Here is a 21,480-nt window from a genome sequence, read left to right on the forward strand (position 1 = left end):
AATAGCGCAACTAAAATATAATATAATGTTTAGGAATAAATAATAATTTATTTTCTAACAAACAATATGTTTGAATATAATTTTTATAATTGCTCAATATATTTGATTGATTTTTACAATAAGGTACAGTTTTACTGGGTTATTAGAATCCCATACAACTGGTACGATCACTTTAATTGGATACCACTTAAGGTTAGGTAAGGTAAGCGAAATGGGGTTATTGTTAATTTTATGTTAGCGATTTTTCTGAAATTTATCGTCAATAAGACGAGTGAGGAATATCTTTATTTTATCTAATGTATTATTTCGGGTTATGGAATGTGTGAATTACATAAATAAGGGAAATAATTATTATTTCAGAATAAGTATTAATGAGTAAATTACAGCACTTCCCCTGTGACTGATCATCAGTCACAGGGGAAGTAAAAAACAGCTTAAAAACTTATTTGATGATGTTCAAAAGTACTCATTAGCTGCTGAATAAACTCCAGACGCGCCATCCTCTCATTCAGGTCAGTAATGAATTTCAATTTAGCGGGGCCATCCAGCCGATAAATTTCAGGCTGTTTTTGTAACAGGCTGATCAGATAAGTTGGATCAACTTTATTTTTCTCACTAAATTCGATGAAACCGCCTTTTTCATGGGCTTCTATGCGCTTAATCCCTAATTTCTGAGCAGATAAGCGAATTGCCGCTGATTGTAATAAATGGCGTCCAGGATCAGGTAATATGCCGAACCGGTCTACCAATTCAACCTTTAATTCTGCCAATTTTGATTCATCTCTGGCGCTGGCAATGCGTTTATAGAAAGATAAACGCATATTGACATCAGGAATATAATTATCAGGCAGTAAAACAGGCATACGCAATTCAACCTCCGTTTGGTTATTCACCAAGTCGTCAAGTGAAGGTTCACGGCCTGCTTTTAATGCATTGACAGCACTTTCCAGTAGCTCCATATAGAGTGTGAAGCCAATAGTTGTCATCTGGCCACTTTGTTCTTCACCGAGAAGTTCACCCGCTCCGCGGATCTCAAGGTCATGGGTCGCCAGTGCAAAACCCGCGCCCAAATCTTCAAGGGAAGCGATTGCTTCCAGACGTTTGTGCGCATCGGTTGTCATGGCTTTCGGATGTGGCGTCAGAAGATAAGCATAAGCCTGATGATGAGAGCGTCCGACACGCCCTCGTAATTGATGCAATTGAGCCAGGCCGAAATGGTCGGCACGTTCGATAATGATGGTATTGGCGCTTGGAATATCGATGCCTGTTTCAATAATGGTGGTGCAAATCAGGACATTAAACCGCTGATGATGGAAATCGGTCATCACTCGTTCCAAATCCCGTTCACGCATTTGCCCATGACCAACGGCGATCCGGGCTTCTGGCACTAACTCCTCGAGGCGTAGTTTTGCTTTCTCAATATTTTCAACATCATTATAGAGGTAGTAGACTTGACCACCGCGCAAAATTTCACGCAACATCGCCTCCCGAACAACCAGGCTGTCATATTCACGCACGAACGTTTTGACCGCCAGGCGACGGGCGGGCGGTGTCGAAATGATCGAGAGATCCCGCATACTACTCATTGCCATATTGAGCGTTCGCGGAATAGGCGTTGCGGTAAGCGTCAGAATATCCACATCAGCGCGCATAGCTTTGATCTGCTCTTTATGGCGAACGCCAAACCGGTGTTCCTCATCGACAATTAATAAACCAAGGTCTTTCCAGCGCAGGCCGCTTTGCAGCAATTTATGAGTACCGATAATAATATCGACTTTACCTTCGGCTGCCATCTCAACGACTTGCTGCTGTTCTTTCGCGCTGCGGAAACGGGATATCATTTCAATACGTACCGGCCAATTAGCAAAGCGGTCTCGGAAATTATCAAAATGTTGTTGAGCCAGAAGGGTTGTCGGAACCAATACCGCCACTTGCTTGTCATTATGGACTGCCAGAAATGCAGAGCGCATTGCAACTTCGGTTTTACCAAATCCCACATCGCCGCAAACCAAGCGATCCATCGCTACGGGTTGACACATATCATTGAGAACGGCGTTAATAGCCTGCTCTTGGTCTGGCGTAGTTTCAAATGGAAAGTTCTGACAGAACAGTTGGTATTGTTCCCAATCATGTTTGAAAGCAAATCCTGGTTTTACGGTGCGGTGAGCATAAATATCAAGCAGCTCCGCAGCCACATCGCGTACTTTTTCAGCTGCTTTTTGGCGGGCCTTGCTCCATGCCTCTCCGCCAAGTTTATGTAATGGCGCATTTTCATCCGCGCCACCCGCATAGCGGCTAATCAGGTGCAGGGAAGACACCGGAACATAGAGTTTGTCTTCACCGGAATAACTCAGTATCAGATATTCAGCCTTGATCCCTCCTGCTTCCAGAGTGGTTAACCCTTGGTAACGGCCAACGCCATGTTCCAGATGGACCACTGGCTGACTGGGGAGTAATTCTGCAAGGTTACGGATCAGAGTATCTGTATTGATCGTGCGGCGGGTATCTTGACGGCGGCGAACAACACGTTCACCGAGCATGTCACTTTCGCAGATCAGAGCAAATGCATTCTTGGCATCAATAAAACCCTGTTCAGCCGCACCAATCATCAAAAAGTGGCCTGATTGTTGTGCTTCATGTAATTTACTGATTTTAATCGGCTTAATTTTTATTCGTGACAACAACTTTTGCAACGTTTCTTTTCGGCCTTCGCTCTCAACGGAGAAAATAACGCGGCCGCTGAATTGTTCAAGGAAACGGTGAAGCTTATCCAGTGGCGCCTTATTTTGTGCAACAACGGCAAGATCCGGCAGTCGTTGATAATCAAGATTGATATGGCTGGCTTTTTTACTGAGCTCTTCCGTTTTGAGTTGAATGCGGGGCCAGTTTTTGAGTTCTGAGAATAGCTTATCAGCCGGAAGCCAAAGTTCTTCCGGTGGTAAGAGAGGACGCATGGGATCAACTTTACGGCTCTCAAAACGTTGTTGAGCATCTTGCCAGAAACGTTCCGCGGCGGGGTTTATCTCTTGATTGATAATCAAAGTGTTGTCTGGCAGATACTCAAATAGCGAAGGCAAGGGTTGGTTGAAAAACAGGGGTTGCCAGTATTCTATCCCAGCCGGCAATGTCCCTTTACTGACTTGCTGATAGATGTGTTCACCGTCACGACGGACTTCAAAACGTTCTCGCCACTGGCTGCGAAACAGTTCGATAGTCTCTTTATCCGTTGGGAATTCATGAGCGGGCAGCAAGTTGATTTGCTTGACCTCGGTCAGCGTGCGTTGGCTGTCAACATCGAAAATTCGCAGACTATCAATTTCATCATCGAAAAAATCAATACGATAAGGGTGCTCGCTCCCCATTGGAAAAAGATCAAGCAGTGCGCCACGGGTAGAAAATTCGCCATGTTCAAGAACTTGTTCAACACTGCGATAGCCCGCCTGCTCCAATTCAGTGCGCAGTTTATCCCGCGAAAGCCTCTGACCTTTGCTCATAACCAGCGCATGCCCGTGAAGAAACTCATGCGGGCAAACCCGTTGCATTAAGGTATTTATCGGCAGGATTAAAACACCTTTGGTCATTGTCGGCAGACGGTAGAGTGTGGACAGGCGATTGGAAATAATTTCCTGATGAGGAGAAAAACTGTCATACGGCAATGTTTCCCAGTCAGAAAGGAGATCAATAGGACAATCGGTAAACTGATGGATTTCATCATGCAGACGTAAAGCGTTTTGCATATCCTTGGTTATCAGTACCACAGGGCCTTGATGGCGTTCGACAATTTCAGCGCACTCTACAGCATAAGCTGCGCCAGTAAGTTGACCTAACTGGCGGTTATCACCGCGGCGTTCAGGAAGTTCATAACGGTATTTTGAGGACATAAGCGTTAATGTGTTCTCTATGATTCAGTCCATTCCCAACAGATTTTCGACTCATAATGGTCTTAAAGTAAACACGCTGGCAGGTTGAGAGAAAATAAAAAAAACCACAGATCTGGGCGTTGGTGGTTCCATAAAGTATAGCTACCCTTTATTATCCCCGAACACTTTGCTTTGGCAACAGGGGAGTAACAGATTTCATGTTTCAATCTGTCTCATTATTTATAGGTTTGCGGTATATGCGTGGCCGTGCGGCTGACAAATTTGGCCGGTTTGTTTCATGGTTGTCGGCAATTGGTATTACTCTCGGTGTTGCTGCATTAATTACAGTACTGTCCGTGATGAATGGTTTTGAGCGTTCACTGGAAACCAGTATTCTTGGTTTTATGCCGCAGGCTATTGTGACGTCGGCGAATGGTTCTTTGGATCCGGAAAAGCATCCGGCCAGCGAGCTTGCGGATTTGAAACAAGTTAGCAGGATTACCCCCTTAGTGGTGGGAGATGTCGTATTGCAAAGTCCCCGCAATGTTGGCGTAGGCGTGATGTTGGGTATTACTGCTGATGAATATGAACCGCTGACGGAATATTTGATCAGCACTTATCGTCAGCAACTTGAACCCGGCAGCTATAATGCGATTTTGGGTGAAAAACTGGCCAGGGAGCTTGGGGTAAAACGTGGTGACCGGGTCCGCTTTATGGTGCCGGGTGCAAGCCAATTGACACCGATGGGGCGTATTCCCAGTCAGCGCTTGTTTACTATTGTGGGTACTTTTGCTTCTAACAGTGAAGTAGACGGCACACAGGTTCTGGTTAATCAGCAAGATGCGGCTCGTCTGATGCGTTATCCTCAGGGTAATATCACCGGCTGGCGTCTCTATCTCACAGAGCCCTTGGCTGTAGATAGTTTGAGCTTACAAACCTTGCCTGAAGGGTTGTTGTGGAAAGATTGGCGTGAACGTAAAGGTGAATTTTTCCAAGCTGTCAGAATGGAAAAAAACATGATGGGTTTATTGCTGAGTTTGATTATTGCTGTAGCTGCATTCAATATCATTACTTCGCTTGGCTTGCTGGTGATGGAAAAGCAAGGTGAAGTGGCGATTTTGCAAACACAGGGGCTGGTACGTCGTCAGATTATGACCGTTTTTATGATCCAGGGAGCGGGTGCCGGGATCATCGGTACATTACTGGGAACTGGGCTTGGTGTTCTGCTTTCCAGCCAGCTTAATAACTTAATGCCATTGGTTGGTCTATTAACCTCAGGTGTTGAATTGCCTGTTGCGATTGAGCCATTACAGGTAGCCGCCATTGCAATTTCAGCGATGGTTATCGCCTTGTTATCTACGTTATATCCTTCCTGGCGTGCTGCTGCCATTCAACCTGCTGAGGCTTTGCGTTATGAATAATCAACCATTACTGCTGTGTAATAATTTATGTAAAAAATATCAGGAAGGGCAAGTACTGACCGAAGTGCTGAAAAATGTCACTTTTGCTATTAAGCCGGGTGAAATGATGGCGATTGTGGGGAGTTCCGGCTCAGGTAAGAGTACGCTTCTGCATTTGCTTGGCGGATTGGATACACCGACTTCCGGTGAAGTCCTTTTTAAAGGGCGCTCTTTGAATAAAATGTCCTCCAAAGCCAGAGCAGCGCTGCGCAACCATGAATTGGGTTTTATTTATCAGTTTCATCATTTGTTGCCTGATTTTAACGCAATAGAGAATGTGGCTATGCCACTGCTGATTGGCGGAAAAAACCGCAGCCAGGCACAGAAGAAAGCATTGGAAATGTTGGCGGCTGTTGGTCTGGAGAAACGGGCTCATCACCGCCCGTCAGAATTATCAGGGGGTGAACGCCAGCGAGTGGCGATTGCCAGAGCCTTGGTTAATGAGCCTTCTTTAGTTTTGGCTGATGAACCTACTGGTAACCTTGATTTGCGTAATGCAGATAGCGTTTTTGAATTATTGGGCGAGCTTAACAGACAGCAAGGCACAGCATTTCTGGTTGTCACCCATGATTTGACACTGGCTGGCAGATTGAATCGTCAGGTGGAGATGCGGGATGGTTATTTACAGGATAAATTGACCCTGGCGGGGGCATTGTAATGGCGAATTTGCCTCTCTCTTTAGTCACTGCTCTGCGATTCAGCCGGGGGCGCCGCCGTGGTGGAATGGTATCCCTGATTTCAGTGATTTCCACGCTGGGGATTATGCTTGGTGTCGCTGTTTTGATTATTGGTCTGAGCGCCATGAATGGTTTTGAACGGGAATTGAGAAACCGGATCCTTTCTGTCGTTCCTCATGGTGAAATCTATGCGGTTAATCAGCCTTTTGCCCATTGGCGGCCGGCATTAGAACGGGTAAAAAACACAACCGGCATAGTTGCTGCTTCACCTTATATTACTTTTACCGGATTAATGGAAAAAGGCGCCAGCTTACATGCTGTTCAGGTGAAAGGTGTTGATTTAGTCACTGAGGCCCAGGTCAGTTCATTACCACAGTTTGTACAAGGTAATGCATGGCAAAACTTTCAGGCTGGTCATCAACAGGTCATTCTTGGGCAGGGGGTTGCTAATGCTTTGAAGGTTAAACAGGGCGATTGGTTGACTGTCATGATCCCGAACAATGATCCGGAAATGAAACTATTGCAACCAAAGCGGATCCGTTTACAGGTTAGCGGAATTTTTCAGTTAAGTGGCTTACTTGATCATAGTCTGGCTCTAATTCCTTTGGCTGATGCACAGCAATATTTGGATTATGGTCAGGGGATCACCGGAATTGCGATCAAGGTTGATGATGTGTTTGCCGCTGACCAACGAGTAAGAGCTGCCGGTGAAGCATCACAAGAATATGTCTATATCAGTAGTTGGATAAGAAATTACGGTTATATGTATCAGGATATTCAGATGGTACGCGGCATTATGTATCTGGCGATGATTCTGGTGATTGGCGTGGCGTGTTTTAATATCGTTTCTACACTGGTCATGGCGGTAAAAGATAAAAGCAGTGATATTGCTATCTTGCGAACCCTCGGCGCGAAAGATGGGCAAATCAGAGCGGTTTTCCTCTGGTATGGATTATTGGCGGGTATGGCAGGCAGTATTGCCGGCGCGGTAGTCGGCGTGTCGGCATCACTGAATCTGACGGCTCTGATTCATGGTTTGGAAAAGCTGATCGGCCATCAATTTCTTTCCGGTGATGTTTATTTCATTGATTTCCTGCCATCTGAGCTACATAGCATGGATGTGCTGTATGTTCTGGCGACGGCTTTGATTCTGAGTTTACTGGCAAGTTGGTATCCGGCCAGACGGGCAAGCAGACTTGAGCCGGCACGTATTTTAAGTGGGAAATAATAAACCGGCTATTGGCATGAGCTAAACAAAGGCGCTATGGTATAAAAAATAGAAACCTAAGCAGTACTAAGAAATCTTATAAGGAAATCATATGCGTGTTCGTCGTCGGCTTGGTCGGTTTCGTAAGGTTAAGCGTTTGCGGCATCAGAGGTTTCGTAGCCGAATTTTCTATAGGGATAATCGATTGGCGCTGAATATGGAAAAACCTTATGTAGTGGTATTGACTGGCGCGGGTATTTCGGCTGAATCGGGTATTCGGACGTTCCGCTCCTCTGATGGATTATGGGAAGAACACCGGGTGGAAGATGTTGCTACACCGGAAGGTTTTCAGAAAGATCCAGAACTGGTACAGGCATTTTATAACGCTCGGCGTCATCAACTTCAGCAACCGGAAATAAATCCGAATGCGGCGCATTATGCTTTGGCAGCCTTGGAAAATGAGCTTGGTGATCATTTTCTGCTGATTACCCAGAATATCGATAATCTTCATGAGAGGGCGGGTAGCTATCGTACGGTGCATATGCATGGCGAATTGCTCAAAATCCGTTGCTGTCAGTCCGGGCAAGTGTTCGATTGGGCAGGTCCTCTGATGACAGATGAACGTTGCCATTGTTGCCAGTTCCCATCACCATTGCGTCCGCATATTGTTTGGTTTGGTGAAATGCCTTTTGCTATGGAGCAAATTTACTCTGCATTGGCTCAGGCGGATATTTTCATTGCTATCGGCACTTCCGGGCATGTTTATCCTGCGGCTGGGTTTGTGCATGAAGCTAAACTGGCAGGGGCGCACACAGTAGAGCTGAATCTGGAGCCGAGTCAGGTAGAAAGTCTGTTTGATGAAAAGCATTATGGGCCAGCCAGTAAGATAGTGGATGAATATGTCCAAAAGTTAATTGATAGGATAAAAGAATTTAAAGCTGATTTGACGCAATAATTATTCTGTTTCTCTTCCTCATAATGGGCTGTCAGGTTCCTGGGGGAGAGAATAATGGACAGATTACTAGAGCGTTTTTTTAAATACATATCTTTTGATACTCAGTCAAAGCCGTCGGTGAAAACCATTCCCAGCAGTGATGGCCAGCTTGAACTGGCCAAAGCGCTGAAACAAGAGCTGATTGAGCTGGGTTTTTCCAATGTGATTCAGAATGATTATGGCTGTGTTATGGCGACATTACCTGCCAATACACCATGGCCTGTACCGGCTATCGGTTTTATCGCTCATCTTGATACTTCATCAGATTTTCCTGGAAAAAATGTCAGCCCACAAATGCTGGAAAATTACCGGGGTGGTGAGATTGCCCTGGGGACTGGTGATGAAGTGCTCTCGCCAGTCATGTTTCCTGTATTGCATAGCATGTTGGGGAAAACATTGATTACCACAGATGGCAGAACGCTGCTTGGTGCTGATGATAAAGCGGGTATTGCAGAAATCATTACCGCAATGGTTCGCTTGAAAAACAGTAATATTTTACATGGTGATATTCGGATAGCGTTTACACCTGATGAAGAGACAGGTAAGGGAGCATGCTATTTTGACATTAATTCATTTGATGCTGAATGGGCGTATACCGTGGATGGTGGCGGTGTGGGGGAACTGGCGTTTGAAAACTTCAATGCGGCGGTGGTGACAGTCAAGATTGTTGGCAACAATGTTCATCCTGGTAATGCTAAAGATGTCATGATCAATGCCTTATCGCTGGCAATCCGTATTCATCAGGCATTGCCATCGGAAGAAACACCGGAACATACCGACGGATATGAAGGTTTCTACCATCTGAAACGTATTAAAGGTACGGTGGAGCGCGCCGAAATGCACTATATTATTCGTGATTTTGATCGGAATAACTTCGAAAAACGTAAAAAGAAGATGATCAAAATTGCGGAAAAAGCCGGTGAGGGATTACATCCTGATTGTCATATCGAACTGACTATCGATGACAATTATTACAATATGCATGATGAAGTTATCAAATATCCACATGTTATTGAAATTGCTAAACAGGCGATGTTGGATTGTGACATCGATCCCATTATTAAACCCATTCGTGGTGGTACTGGTGGGGCGCAATTGTCATTCCGTGGTTTGCCTTGCCCGAATATATTCATGGGAGGGTATAATTATCATGGCAAGCATGAATTTATTTCATTGGAGGGAATGGAACAGGCTGTGAGTGTCGTCATGCGGATTGCTGAGTTGACTGCGCTGTTGTCTAAAAAAGTTGAAAAAAGCTCAAGAGCTTTACACTATTGATTAATTTGAACAGATATTAATGGCAAATCCTGGCGCTACAAGTTTTTGCATTTACGTGGAGGTGACCCGGCTGATAAATATGCCAGTCACTGCCTCTTAATCGGAAGATCTGATTAAAAGGCAGTGAGGTAATAACCGGGTGAGAAGTGACACAGAATTATTTAAAGGGTCACCTTTTGTGATGATACATTAATCGTTAAAGTACCAGTAGCCACTGTTTACCAATGCAGTGAGCAGGCTGATAAAACGCACATCATCTATCGCTTCACCCAGCATTTCTGCATTAATCTGATAATAGTGGCAAAGAACATCAGCTGCGTTAATATGAGGCGTATCTATTAATTCACCGTTAACAAAGCACTGATCACCAATTCTTATAACGCGTAATCCGTTAAGGCGGTGGAGATTTTCACCTTGTTTCATTAATTCATAAATTTCATCACTTTCATAGGGCGGCTCTGGTGGGGCAATATCAAGTTCATGCCGGGACTGAGAGATGAACTCACCAAACCATTGTTGGAAAATTTCAGGTTGTGCCAATAATTCGTTCATCATTGTGTGTAATGCGGATAGTTCATGTTGCTGGACCAGCGCCGGGTTTTCGCGGAAAGTCAGATCAGGATCGCTATAGCGATAACTGCCTAAATCATTAGCCAGCACATAATCGGCAAAACTACTGAACAGTTCGCGGGAATTGGGCGCGCGGAAACCAACTGAATAATTCAGTGAATCTTCAATGGCATAACCTTCATGCGGAAACCCAGGTGGAATATAGAGAATATCACCGGGTTCCATCTCTTCATCAATAATGGCGTTAAATGGATCGACCTGTAACAGATCGGGATGAGGGCAGCGCTGTTTCATGGGGAGCTTTTCTCCAACGCACCAACGACGGCGACCCATTCCTTGAATGATAAACACATCATATTGATCAAGATGCGGGCCGACACCCCCGCCGGGAACAGAGAAGGAAACCATGAGATCGTCCATTCGCCAATCAGATAATGTGCGGAATGGCTGCATTAATGCCGCGGAAGGATGATGCCAGTGATTAACTGCTTGTACCAGCAGTGACCAATCCTGTTCAGCCAAATGATCGTAACTTTCGAATGGACCATGAGAGACATCCCAACGGCCATTTTTCTGGCTGACCAGACGGCAGTCAACTTCATTCTCCATAGCCAGACCTGCTAGCTCATCGGGAGTAAGTGGATCAATGAATTGACGGAAGCCTTGTTTAATCAGTAAAGGGCGTTTTTGCCAGTGATTTTGCAAAAACGCCTGCCAGTCCAGATTCAACTGATAGTCCATAGTGACATCCTGAGTGTGAAGTGAGTTTCAGGATATTATAACGAATTAGTGGAATTGAGTATCAGACTGCACAGGCATATTTAGCAAAAATAGCCGTAAACCTTCGTCCGATGCGGAAGGAGGTATAAGAGCAGTCCACTTAATCGTCATCATTAATTTGCTGACACCGGAATATGACGCAAATTCTGGCGCCGCCAAGTGGGCTGTCACTGATACTGATATCACCGGTATATTGTTCAATAATTTCAGAAGCAATTGACAACCCAAGGCCCTGACCGGGCCGTAAGGTATCGACGCGTTGGCCCCGCTGGAAAATCATTTCCCGTTTGTCAATTGGCACGCCTGGGCCGTCGTCATCGACAATAATCATCACTGAATCGTGATCAACAGTGACTGAGATCTCGACAAATTTAAGGCAATATTTACAGGCATTTTCCAGCACATTACCCATGACTTCCATAAAATCATTTTTTTCACCAAGCCAGGTGATCTCCGGCGATACATCTAACGTGAGGCTGACCCCTTTACGTTGATAGACTTTTGTTAAAGCGCTGCACAGGCTATCCAATAACGCGGGAACAGAAGAGACTTTCCGCATAATAGTACTGTGCTCGCTGAGCATACTGGCCCGATGCAGGTAATAGCCTATTTGCTGAGAAATACGGCTGATTTGCTCAAGCATAATAGGTTCGGCCTGTTGAATCGTCATTTGCTTACTGTTGCGTAAAGAACGAAGGGTTGATTGCAAAACAGCCAGTGGGGTTTTCAGGCTGTGTGTCAGATCAGCCAGCGTTGTCCGGTATTTTGTATAGCGGTTGCGTTCATTATTGAGCAGCACATTAAGGTTACGCACTAACCCCCGCAGCTCGGTTGGTGGGTTTTCATCCAGTTTTTCCCGTTCACCTTTCTCCAGCGAACTGACCTGATGAATCAGCGACTTAATCGGTCGTAAGCTCCAGTGTGCCGCCAGCCAGATTAAAGGGATGACCAGAATCAGATTGGCAATTAATACATAGCCGAACCATTCCCACACCATAACCGCTTTTTGTAAATCCTGTGGAATAGTATCGATGACGACAATGGTTAACGCCGGCAGATGCTCTGTCGCACTGTATCGGTTAACAGAAACGGAGTGGGTCAGCTCATTGTCTTCATTTTCGTTGAGAGCGTTAAGTTTACCTAATTGTCCTTGCATATTGTCCGAGTCTTTTAACAAGTCCCGGCTGTTTCTCAGGTTAGTATCCAAATCATACAAACCATCTTCCTTCAACCATTCACTTGGAATCGAGTTCTCTACTTTCGGGAGATGACGTTGACGCCAGAGGATCGTCCCTTTGTCGTTATAAATCAAAACCAGTGATGGGTTGTTCAGTGTGAAATTGGGAGGGACTGAAATATCCAGTTTATTGTTATTCCACTGAGCAAGACTGAAAAACAGGTTACTCTGACTGCGTAACAGAGTATAAGCGGTTTTATCAAAACTGACCAGATAACCGACAATGGCAACAATACCGTAGGACATTGTCAGAGCCAGAATAACGGCGGCAGTCGCCATTAAAAACCGGGTACGGAGTGAGAAAGGTTGCTTTTTGTGCTTCAGCACGGTTTTACCCATCAAAGTTTTATACATCAAAGCGATAGCCTTGACCACGGACAGTCACGATAGCTTCATAAGGCCATATATCTTGTATTTTCTTTCTTAACCGACCGATTAAGACATCAATGGAATGGCCTTCGCGTAGTTCAGCATCGGGATATAACTGGCGCATTAATGCATCTTTAGTAACCACTTTGTCACTATTGCACATCAGTATTTCAATAATCCGGTATTCAAACGCGGTTAGTTTGACATTTTCCCCATAAACCGTTAATTCCTTGCGTGACAGATCAATTCTGAAGGGGGGAAACTCAATAACCTGAGAAACTAACCCATTATTACGGCGCAGAAGTGCCTGCATCCGGGCAATAATTTCTTCAAGATGAAATGGTTTGGTGACATAATCATCGGCCCCTGCATCAAGGACGGTGACTTTTTCTTGCCAGCTTTCACGGGCTGTCAGAACAAGAATGGGGAGTTTTTCATCTTTCTGGCGCCAGCGACGGATCAAACTCAAACCATCTTCTCCGGGCAAACCAAGATCAACAATAGCAATATCTGGTTCGCTTTCTGCCAGATAGTAATCGGCTTCTTTGGCATTTGCCGCAGCATCAACCAGATGGCCTGTGTCGCGAAGCTGTACTGTCAAATGATGACGCAGCAGCATGTTATCTTCAACGATCAATATCCGCATGAAATATTCCTTCTAAAACGCCAACGGGCAGTATTGTAATAATCAATTTATTCAAACTGTTATATAGACAAAACTGCCGGTAAAAAATTCAATGCAATGGGTCTGGCTGAGTATGTTAGATATATGGATCTATAACAGCAAGTCATCAAGTAGAAATATAGGATATAACTTCAATGTGTGTTTGGGATTGGTTTATAAAAGGATGGAAATAGACGGATATTTTATCCGTCTCAGGTTGTTGACCAACCCATTTGAAAACATCCCTAAATACATAAGCGGAATGCCACACACCTGCTGGATTGGGGATGTAATACCATTAAGAAACGGAAAGTACTTCTGTTGATGTAAAAAATATTTCCATCTTTATTGCCACTTCCTAGCATTTAATACATCGTATTCCCCATTATCAAGATTAAACAACCCTATCTTGATCGCATTTTGTACTGCCCATTCAGGCAGGCAAATAATAAAAAAACCTCGTTATTTTTAACGAGGTTTGTCAGCGGTCTAAGACGGATATTTTATCCGTCTGTGGGAATATCAATTACTTTAATTCATCAACCAGAGTGATTGCACGGCCAATATAATTTGCCGGCGTCATTGCTTTCAGGCGGATTTTCTCTTCTTCAGGTAAATCCAGCCCATCAATAAAGGTTTTCATCCCTTCAGCATTGACGCGTTTACCACGAGTGAGCTCTTTCAGCTTTTCATAAGGCTTTTCGATACCATAACGACGCATGACGGTCTGGATAGGTTCAGCAAGGACTTCCCAATTTTTATCCAGTTCATCCAGCAGATGCTGTTCATTGACTTCCAGCTTGTTTAAGCCTTTCATCGTAGATTGATAAGCAATCAAAGCATATCCCAGACCAACACCAAGGTTACGTAATACGGTTGAGTCAGTCAGGTCACGCTGCCAACGGGAAACCGGTAACTTGCTTGCCAGATGACCAAGTACGGCATTTGCCAGCCCCAGATTACCTTCAGAGTTTTCAAAATCAATGGGATTGACTTTATGCGGCATCGTGGAAGAGCCAATTTCGCCGGCAACCGTTTTCTGTTTGAAATGGTTGAGTGCGATATATCCCCAAATGTCACGGTTGAAATCGAGCAGAATCGTATTGAAACGAGCAATGGAATCGAACAATTCTGCAATGTAATCATGAGGTTCGATTTGAGTCGTGTAGGGATTCCATTTGATGCCCAATGAAGCCACAAACGTTTCACTGAATTGGTGCCAGTCAACCTGCGGGTAAGCGGCTATATGGGCATTATAGTTACCCACTGCGCCATTGATTTTGCCTAATATTTCGCTTTGCTCCAGTTGGCGATACTGGCGTTCCATCCGGTGAACAACGTTGGCAAACTCTTTACCCACCGTAGAAGGCGTGGCTGGTTGACCGTGAGTACGGGACAACAACGGCAAGTCCCGATATTCAACCGCCATTTTTTTAATGGCGTCAATCATCTGGCGCCATTGCGGCAAAATTACTTCTTCACGGGCTGTTTTCAGCATCAGCGCATAAGACAGATTGTTAATATCTTCAGAAGTACAGGCAAAGTGAATAAACTCGGCAACTCTATGCAGTGCCGGAATATCTGCAACTTTCTCTTTCAGAAAATATTCCACTGCTTTGACATCGTGGTTAGTCGTGCGTTCGATCGTTTTGATGCGCATTGCATCCTGTTCATTGAAATTTGCGATAATTTCATTCAGGTAAGCGTTTGCGTCCGTATCAAAAGCCGGAACTTCTTTAATTTCAGCACATTCTGCCAGTTTTTGCAGCCAACGTACTTCAACCTGCGTGCGGAATTTCAGTAAGCCAAACTCACTAAAAATGGCACGTAATGCGCTGACTTTATCGCCGTAACGGCCATCAATCGGAGAAACAGCAGTCAGTGAGGATAATTCCATTGGTAGCAACTCCCGGATTTTATTTAACAATGAGCAAGAATATCTTTCGCCTGTTGGAGCAGGCGTTGACGAGAAAACATTAATTGCCAGCGACTACCGCCAATTTGCTGCCATAAGACAGCACAACGGACCCCTGCCAGCAGAATAGCTCGGACTTTCGCTTGTACAAGTGGATTGCGCAGAACATCAGGGGAACCTGTCACCTGGATCCTTGGACCTAATGGGCTGACAATATCAACATAAATACCGGCCAACGCATTGAACATACCTTCCGACATGGGTTCAAAATAAGTCTGTTGGCGCTCTAACTGGCTAATGCGATTGCCAAGTGCGTTGAAAGCCTCCTGATTTTTACTCAGGCGGCGCTCCAGTACCATCAGGCTTAACGTGTAGCGGGTAAGATTGGCAGAAAGACTACTGTTAGAACCATTGAACATCCCTGGCATGGCATCCAGACCAATTCGCAGATTGCGTTCATGATTGCCAAACACATCTAAAACAGATGTCGGGTTGGTGTTCAGAATGCTATTAACCATAGTTGCAACAGCATCGGTATCACACTGGTTTTCGTGAGCAAGTTGTTGTATCAGACGACTTGACTGGCAAATTCCCGCCAGAGCCAGTGTAATGTTGTAATAATTCTTTGCCACAATTACTCCTGCAAACGTTGTTCAATCACGCCACCGCCAAGACAAACTTCCCCCAGATAAAAGACGGCTGACTGGCCAGGGGTGACGGCGGCGACAGGGTTAGCAAAACGTATTTTTATTTTGTCTTCGTCTATTGGTGTGACAGTACAAGGAATATCCTGCTGGCGATAACGTGTTTTGACCGCGCAGTGGATTTCTTCAGTCAGTGGCTGTCTGTCAACCCAATGAAGCTGTTGAGCAATAAGGCCGGCAGACATCATACGGGGGTGTTCGTGTCCCTGAGCCACGATCAGAATGTTATTTTGAACATCTTTGTCTATTACATACCACGGCTCTTCACTGCCTTCTTTAGTTCCGCCGATCCCCAGACCTTTACGTTGACCTAGCGTGTGGTACATCAGCCCCTGATGTTCGCCAAGGGTTTCTCCATCCACAGTCATAATCGGCCCCGGTTGGGCGGGCAAATAACGGCCAAGGAAATCACGGAATTTGCGCTCGCCGATAAAACAGATACCCGTGGAATCTTTTTTCTTTGCCGTCACTAAACCGATTTTTTCAGCGATACGACGCACTTCCGGTTTTTCCAATTCACCGACAGGAAATAAGCTTTGCGCGATTTGCTGGTGGCTCAGGGTGTATAAAAAGTAGCTTTGGTCTTTATTGTTATCGAGCCCACGCAATAATTGGCTCTTACCATTAATATCCTTGCGGCGGACATAATGACCTGTAGCGATGTAATCCGCACCTAAATCTTCAGCGGCGAATTCCAGAAATGCTTTAAATTTAATTTCTTTGTTGCATAGAATATCTGGGTTAGGGGTTCTGCCGGCTTTATATTCAGAAAGGAAATGCTCGAAAACATTATCCCAATATTCGGCAGCAAAATTGACGGTATGAAGTTCAATACCCAGTTTATCGCAAACGGATTGCGCATCGGCTAGATCAGTTGCGGCTGAACAGTACTCTTCATCATCGTCCTCTTCCCAATTTTTCATGAACAAGCCAGCCACTTGATAACCTTGCTGTTGCAGCAGGTATGCGGAAACGGAGGAATCTACACCACCGGACATGCCGACAATGACTTTTTTCTGGCTGTTATCTGACATGAGAATCTCACTGGAGAAAAAAACAAGCGCCGTACTTTAACACGTTGTGAACGGGGGTGCATCAAACGCATCACTGTTTTGCTATTAATTAACCGGAGAGACATAGCTATCCAGCAGGGTGAGAGGATGTTTTTCGTTTTGCAGGTAACAGCGGATACTTTCTGCGACGAGTGGCGAACGCAGACAATCACTCTTTAATATTTGTTCTGCGGTCACCCAATGGCAGCAGTTAATATCACTGTCTTGTGGATGGGTTGCTGCTTGCTGTTCCATTTCAACCAGAAACAGAAAGCGAATAAATGGTGTGCTGTCTGGTGCAACCCACTGATAAATTTTCAGCAGTGCTTGTGGTTTAGCCCGGATACCGGTTTCTTCCCATAATTCACGCTCTGCTGCCTGTAACAACGTTTCATCCGCTTCAAGATGACCCGCAGGTTGATTCCATAATGCTTTGCCATTAATTGTCTCTTCAACCACCAGGAATTTATTCTGGGCATGGACAACACAGGCAACGGTAACGTGGGGGTTAAACAAAATCGATCTCCTTCCATTCGCCGGGTTTCATCTCGTCTAATTGCCAGTTTCCCATACTAAAACGAATCAGCCGAAGTGTAGGGAAACCAATATGTGCTGTCATTCTGCGCACTTGGCGGTTTCGGCCTTCATGCAGTGTTATTTTTAACCAGCTCACCGGAATGCTTTTACGTTCACGAATCGGTGGATGACGACTCCAGAGCCATGTTGGTTCATGAACTAACTCGGCACCTGCGGGCAGGGTAGGCCCATCTTTTAAAACAATACCGTCCCGCAGCTTATCGAGTGAAGCTTCATCTGGAACCCCTTCAACCTGAACATAATAAACCTTGGCGGTTTTTTTATCCGGTTGAGTCAGATAGGCCTGAAGTTTACCATCGTTAGTCAAAATCAATAATCCTTCACTGTCACGATCCAAACGTCCGGCGGCATACACATCGGGGAATGGGATAAAATTTTTCAGCGTTGGTCTGCCCATTTCATCGGTGAATTGGGGCAAGACATCGTAAGGTTTGTTAAATAGCAACACCCGGCGAGGCCCTGTTGGTTTTTTGACAGAATGTGATATTTTTCTTTGGCTGAATCGGTTAACTTTGTGTTTTTTAACAGAGAAATTTGTCATCATAGATCACTAAGCGAAATGGGGTGGGTATTATACATTAGTCTGCTATCGATTGGCGTTTGCAGAATATTCAAGTAGTATTGACACGTCCCTTACAAAAAATTAACAAGGTATTACGCTTACTTGAAAGGAGAGGTTAATGGAAAGCAAAGTAGTTATTCCGGCGGAAGGTAAAAAAATAACAGTCGACGCTAAAGGTAAACTGGTTGTTCCGAATAACCCGATCATCCCTTATATTGAAGGGGATGGGATTGGTGTCGATGTTACCCCTGCAATGTTGAAAGTTGTTGATGCAGCGGTTCAGAAAGCCTATAAGGGTGAGCGTAAAATTTCCTGGATGGAAATCTACACCGGTGAAAAATCTACTCATGTATACGGTAAAGATGTTTGGTTGCCGGATGAAACTCTGGATTTGATCCGTGAATACCGCGTAGCTATCAAAGGCCCTCTGACGACGCCGGTTGGTGGTGGTATTCGTTCTCTGAACGTGGCATTGCGTCAGCAATTAGATCTGTATGTCTGTCTTCGCCCTATTCGTTACTACCAGGGAACGCCAAGCCCGGTAAAACAACCTGAATTGACCGATATGGTCATCTTCCGTGAAAATGCAGAAGATATTTACGCCGGTATCGAATGGAAAGCGGGCTCTGCGGAAGCGGATAAAGTGATCAAATTCCTGCAAGACGAAATGGGAGTGAATAAAATCCGTTTCCCACAGCAGTGTGGTATCGGTGTGAAACCTTGTTCTGAAGAAGGCACTAAACGCCTGGTTCGTGCTGCTATCGAATACGCGATTGATAATGACCGTGAATCAGTCACTCTGGTTCACAAAGGCAACATTATGAAGTTCACTGAAGGTGCTTTCAAAGACTGGGGTTACCAGCTAGCTCGTGAAGAGTTCGGCGGTGAACTGCTGGATGGCGGTCCTTGGGTGAAAATTAAAAGCCCGAAAAACGGCAAAGAGATCATTGTTAAAGATGTGATTGCTGATGCTTTCCTGCAACAGATTCTGCTGCGCCCGGCTGAATATGATGTTATCGCCTGTATGAACCTGAATGGCGACTATATTTCTGATGCACTGGCTGCTCAGGTTGGTGGTATTGGTATCGCTCCGGGAGCAAACATCGGTGATGAATGTGCTCTGTTTGAAGCAACTCATGGTACAGCACCTAAATATGCGGGTCAGGATAAGGTGAACCCAGGTTCAGTCATTCTTTCCGCTGAGATGATGTTGCGCCATATGGGGTGGACAGAAGCCGCTGATCTCATCATTAAAGGCATGGAAGGCGCGATTGCTGCGAAGACCGTCACTTACGATTTCGAGCGTTTGATGGAAGGCGCGAAGCTGCTGAAATGCAGTGAGTTTGGTGACGCTATTATCCAGCATATGTAATCCGTCATTTTCTGAAAACTTCACGGTAGCTGATATTTCCGTGGAGTTTTCTCATTTCTTGAAATTTTTGCTATAGAACTCTTATAAAATAGCCATAAAAGATGTATTTTTTTATATTGCTGTGATTTGTGATTTTCCTTTGTTATTATGTGGTTACCTATTATTTTTACTAAACACAAAGTTTTGCAAGTTATATATGCCAGAATGTATGTTGAGGTTAATATTTGTTCTGTCTGATACGAAGGATGAAAGATGAGTGACATAAATGATAAAAAAATAGAGTTCATTAAATCTGATATTGACCGGCGGCTCGAATCTATTAATCAACAACTTGAATCGATTGAGAAGCGTTTTGACAGACTTGAAGATAAATCCGACCGCCTTCATTGGCTTATTATTGTTGCTGCAATGCTGGCGCTTTTTTTTAACAAAATTGCGTAATTATCCTGCCTAAACTATTTTCTCTTCTTCATCCTCTTCTGCTACGGTGCCTTACCCGTTTATATCGGAATGGTACTGTAGCTGCATCTGTAACACGTCATATGGGCTGGATAGAAGCTGATGACCGATCAGTAAACATAGAAGTTAAAACTGGATAGTTAATTTAATAGCTTGTAAAAATCTTTATGATAGATGTGATCAAGTAAAAATCGCTAACGGGAGTTTGTTCTCCCGCTGTTTTTATAACTGTAAATATAGTACTTAATGTATAATATTTGAATTGTTATGATTTAGTTATTATTTTCCTTATTAAGAATTTTTTCATATTCCTCCCAAACGACAGATAACGGTGAGCTTAAGCAACAAATGGATATTGAGCCCCCAGATGGAGGGTGGTATTCGTATTTAGATCTCCCACGATAGACTCTTATAGGTAAATTGTTATCAGTAGGATTCTTCCTTTTTCTTCTTAACGTCATTCATAACCTCAACGTATATTGTTTAAATTATGGATTGAGAATAAAAGTGAGATATTTTTGCAATATTAACTTCATAAACATGTTTTTTTTGTAAAAGATAACAAATGAAAATATTAGCAGTAGATAATAAAAGATCCAGTTTTATGTTGCATATAAGAGAAGTTTTTTCATATTTTTTACGAAATTATTTTCATCATGAAATAATATATTAATGAAATTAGTGTGCAATGTTAAATAAATGTTAAATAAATATTGGTTATGGCTATGTATAGTTGAGTTAAATACATTGTTTTTATAGATTAATGGGGCTATAAGTCATCATGAAAATATTGGTTTTGGAGAATCTTGATGCTTAAAAGTAAATGGATTGTTAAAATAAATATCGAGCAGGATTTTAGCAAAAAACACTGTAAACCCTCTAAATTGGAAAATTTGTTCGATACTATGGAAAACAGTCGCTTAGGCTATCTTTTTCTGGTTATATTAATGAATTACTGAGTTGAGTTTTTCCGGTGATTTAACCAACCATGGACAGATAATCGAATTTGTATTTATGCACTGGAAAGCTGCCAGATAATTGTTATTTATTCCCCATAGATAACCAGAGGGCGGGCCCAATTATTTTATAGAAAAGATTTTGTTATGTTAGTTCTATTGTAATTTTACAGAAAATACAGTAATAACAGAGGTTGGATATATATTCAGATAGTCAAAAAATAAGCGGAAATGTGTTTATTGTGAACATATTAAAGAGGTACCGAATATTCGTTAAAGACTTTTAATGCTAATAACGTCTTAACACGAATAATCGAAAGCAAAATATCATTTATTTTTTTGATTTGTTCAGCCTGTAGTTGCAGGGCAGTTATAGGTTTACCTTTTATTAGTTTTTTGAATGTTATGTTATTCATTGGGTGATATTCTAGGCATTAGCACAGGGATTGATGTTTCATTGCGATTTAATAGGAGGTGGTGATTTATTTTTTAATGTTTTATCTGGTGGACGTCGCTATGCGAAATTTTTTTAAATTTAAGTACGATTTTTTCTTAAAGCTGATAATCTGCTCACAAAATTAACCACAATATCTTATTTTTGAATCTTTTTTCTTGATATTAATTGCTTGTTGATTTAATTAACAAACGATTCACAAACGAGAGGTATAGATAATGGGGTGTATGAAGTTACTGGCGGGCAATAGTCGATTGAATGACATAATCTATTAACTATCGCCCAAGAACCGTACATCAAATATTCATTTAAT

At 43.6% G+C, this 21,480-nt stretch carries 16 protein-coding genes; 7 read left to right on the forward strand and 9 right to left on the reverse strand.

What is annotated here, in order from left to right; all coding sequences use genetic code 11:
• Positions 1–434 precede the first annotated feature (434 nt).
• Positions 435–3,881: a transcription-repair coupling factor gene (gene mfd, locus ABR397_RS05350; RefSeq protein WP_350304800.1), complete on the reverse strand. Its 3,447-nt coding sequence runs from the start codon at positions 3,879–3,881 to the stop codon at positions 435–437.
• Positions 3,882–4,078: 197 nt separating this feature from the next.
• Between mfd and lolC the strand changes: the two genes are divergently transcribed.
• From lolC to pepT, 5 genes are all read left to right on the forward strand, one after another.
• Positions 4,079–5,281, forward strand: coding sequence for a lipoprotein-releasing ABC transporter permease subunit LolC (lolC, locus tag ABR397_RS05355; protein ID WP_350304801.1), 1,203 nt, complete (start codon positions 4,079–4,081; stop codon positions 5,279–5,281).
• Entirely contained in the window at positions 5,274–5,978 is a 705-nt protein-coding gene (gene lolD, locus ABR397_RS05360) for a lipoprotein-releasing ABC transporter ATP-binding protein LolD (RefSeq protein WP_350304802.1), read from the forward strand. The genes lolC and lolD overlap by 8 nt, the downstream gene beginning before the upstream one ends.
• Positions 5,978–7,225 (forward strand): lipoprotein-releasing ABC transporter permease subunit LolE, encoded by a 1,248-nt coding sequence (gene lolE, locus ABR397_RS05365; RefSeq protein WP_350304803.1) that lies wholly within the window; start codon positions 5,978–5,980, stop codon positions 7,223–7,225. Before lolD ends, lolE begins: the two co-directional genes overlap by 1 nt.
• A gap of 91 nt (positions 7,226–7,316) precedes the next feature.
• On the forward strand, positions 7,317–8,159 hold the full coding sequence (gene cobB, locus ABR397_RS05370) for a Sir2 family NAD+-dependent deacetylase (protein ID WP_350304804.1): 843 nt from the start codon (positions 7,317–7,319) through the stop codon (positions 8,157–8,159).
• 54 nt (positions 8,160–8,213) lie between these two features.
• The gene (gene pepT / locus ABR397_RS05375) at positions 8,214–9,476 is read left to right on the forward strand and encodes a peptidase T (protein ID WP_350304805.1); all 1,263 of its coding nucleotides are present in this window, start codon (positions 8,214–8,216) and stop codon (positions 9,474–9,476) included.
• 189 nt (positions 9,477–9,665) lie between these two features.
• Here pepT and ABR397_RS05380 read toward each other — a convergent pair whose 3' ends face one another.
• The 8 genes from ABR397_RS05380 to rluE form a co-directional block, all read right to left on the reverse strand.
• The gene (locus ABR397_RS05380; RefSeq protein WP_350304806.1) at positions 9,666–10,787 is read right to left on the reverse strand and encodes a ribosomal protein uL16 3-hydroxylase; all 1,122 of its coding nucleotides are present in this window, start codon (positions 10,785–10,787) and stop codon (positions 9,666–9,668) included.
• Between the two features lie 139 nt (positions 10,788–10,926).
• Positions 10,927–12,390: a two-component system sensor histidine kinase PhoQ gene (gene phoQ / locus ABR397_RS05385; RefSeq protein ID WP_350304847.1), complete on the reverse strand. Its 1,464-nt coding sequence runs from the start codon at positions 12,388–12,390 to the stop codon at positions 10,927–10,929.
• A 19-nt stretch (positions 12,391–12,409) separates the two neighbouring features.
• On the reverse strand, positions 12,410–13,078 hold the full coding sequence (phoP, locus tag ABR397_RS05390) for a two-component system response regulator PhoP (protein ID WP_350304807.1): 669 nt from the start codon (positions 13,076–13,078) through the stop codon (positions 12,410–12,412).
• Between the two features lie 544 nt (positions 13,079–13,622).
• A complete protein-coding gene (purB, locus tag ABR397_RS05395) occupies positions 13,623–14,993 on the reverse strand; it encodes an adenylosuccinate lyase (RefSeq protein WP_350304808.1) in 1,371 nt (456 codons plus the stop codon).
• 23 nt (positions 14,994–15,016) lie between these two features.
• A complete protein-coding gene (gene hflD / locus ABR397_RS05400; RefSeq protein WP_350304809.1) occupies positions 15,017–15,643 on the reverse strand; it encodes a high frequency lysogenization protein HflD in 627 nt (208 codons plus the stop codon).
• Between the two features lie 2 nt (positions 15,644–15,645).
• On the reverse strand, positions 15,646–16,749 hold the full coding sequence (mnmA, locus tag ABR397_RS05405) for a tRNA 2-thiouridine(34) synthase MnmA (RefSeq protein ID WP_350304810.1): 1,104 nt from the start codon (positions 16,747–16,749) through the stop codon (positions 15,646–15,648).
• A gap of 84 nt (positions 16,750–16,833) precedes the next feature.
• A complete protein-coding gene (locus tag ABR397_RS05410) occupies positions 16,834–17,283 on the reverse strand; it encodes an NUDIX hydrolase (protein ID WP_350304811.1) in 450 nt (149 codons plus the stop codon).
• On the reverse strand, positions 17,276–17,905 hold the full coding sequence (gene rluE / locus ABR397_RS05415; RefSeq protein WP_350304812.1) for a 23S rRNA pseudouridine(2457) synthase RluE: 630 nt from the start codon (positions 17,903–17,905) through the stop codon (positions 17,276–17,278). The genes ABR397_RS05410 and rluE overlap by 8 nt, the downstream gene beginning before the upstream one ends.
• 139 nt (positions 17,906–18,044) lie before the next feature.
• Between rluE and icd the strand changes: the two genes are divergently transcribed.
• Both icd and ABR397_RS05425 read left to right on the forward strand, forming a co-directional pair.
• On the forward strand, positions 18,045–19,298 hold the full coding sequence (gene icd / locus ABR397_RS05420) for an NADP-dependent isocitrate dehydrogenase (protein WP_350304813.1): 1,254 nt from the start codon (positions 18,045–18,047) through the stop codon (positions 19,296–19,298).
• 252 nt (positions 19,299–19,550) lie between these two features.
• On the forward strand, positions 19,551–19,739 hold the full coding sequence (locus ABR397_RS05425) for a hypothetical protein (protein WP_350304814.1): 189 nt from the start codon (positions 19,551–19,553) through the stop codon (positions 19,737–19,739).
• Positions 19,740–21,480: the final 1,741 nt, after the last annotated feature.

The organism is Photorhabdus viridis, assembly GCF_040256935.1.
Classification (GTDB): domain Bacteria; phylum Pseudomonadota; class Gammaproteobacteria; order Enterobacterales; family Enterobacteriaceae; genus Photorhabdus; species Photorhabdus viridis.